Source organism: Ruegeria sp. G5 (genome assembly GCF_056533365.1).
Map to the genome: position 1 here is coordinate 1 of NZ_JBQFOK010000020.1, position 1,291 is coordinate 1,291.

The 1,291-nt window shown below is 55.5% G+C and carries 1 protein-coding gene; it reads right to left on the bottom strand.

All coding sequences use genetic code 11. The features are described from left to right. Positions 1–252 precede the first annotated feature (252 nt). Positions 253–1,275, bottom strand: a complete 1,023-nt coding sequence (locus ACR0BD_RS19695) for an IS110 family RNA-guided transposase (protein ID WP_480832976.1) — start codon at positions 1,273–1,275, stop codon at positions 253–255. Positions 1,276–1,291 lie beyond the last annotated feature (16 nt).

Sequence of the window (1,291 nt, forward strand, 5' to 3'; positions counted from 1 at the left end):
GCGAATGTCATGTGTGGATGGCTCCTGCATAGCAAGTCCTTTTTGATCTGATTTGTGCATTTGTCAGAAGCAGTCATGTGTCCGGCCTGTTTGTGCGGTTTTGACCGCTGGCCCTGATGGGTTCCGCAAACCAAGTTCCTATCAGCTTTACGGGCTATGATGCCCGCGCCATTCGGCGGAGTTCCTTGGCTTTGGCGGCAGACTTATGCACCATCATCTCGCGGGTCTTGCTAGTTCATTGTTCCTTTCGTCTCAGACGGCAGCACGTGGGCTATAAGGCTCGTTGCGGGTGAGCACTGCCCAGACGATCCGGGCGGTCTTGTCGGCCATTGCAACGGTTGCGACACGGGCGGCTTTGCGTTCGAGCAATGAGGCCAGCCACTTGCTGGCGCGTTCGGGGTGGGACCGGGTTTGTCGGACCAGTGATGTCATGCCGACGACAAGCAATGATCGTAGATATTGATCACCCATCTTTGTAATTCTACCAAGCTTCTCTTTGCCGCCGCTGGATTTGTTTGCGGGCGTCAGGCCCAGCCAAGCAGCAAATTCCCTGCCGTTTCGGAACTGATGCCCATCTCCAATGCTGGCGATGATTGCAGAGGCCGTCACAGCACCAACACCAGGGATCGTGCGAAGAAGGCGAACACGCACATCCTCTTTGGCGACTTGTTTGACACGATCTTCGTACCAGCGGACGCGTTTGTGCAGAGCCATGAGTTGCTCGCATAGATTGTGGATCACTTCATTGGCAATGTCTGGCAAGTCCAGCACTTCACCGAGGGTGATGTTCTCAGCAAACCCAATCACACGGGCGAGGCCTCGTGGTATGAAGATGCCAAACTCGGCAACCAGACCACGCAGATTGTTGATGAGTTGCGTTCTCTGGCGCACCAGAAGATCACGCGCCCGATGCAGCGACAGCAATGACTGCTGCTCTACCGTTTTAATCGCGACAAAGCGCATGGTCGGTCTGGTTACGGCTTCGCAGATTGCTTCAGCATCAATGGCGTCAGACTTCCCGCGTTTGACGTATGGCTTCACATACATCGGCGGGATCAAACGAACCTCGTGGCCCAACTCCGTCAGTTCGCGCGCCCAATGATGCGCGCTGCTGCAAGATTCCATACCGATCAGGCAGGGCTCCAACTTCGCAAAGAAGGTCAGAAACTGCGCCCGCCGCAGGGGCTTGTTGAACACAACTTCCTCAGTGGCGGTGATCCCGTGGACCTGGAAAACGTTCTTGGCCAGATCAACGCCAATTGTGGTAACTTGCATGGGGTGGCTCCTCTCA

Excerpts from the sequence above, each read along its gene's own strand:
- ACR0BD_RS19695 (WP_480832976.1), bottom strand. The coding sequence starts at position 1,275 with ATGCAAGTTACCACAATTGGCGTTGATCTGGCCAAGAACGTTTTCCAG.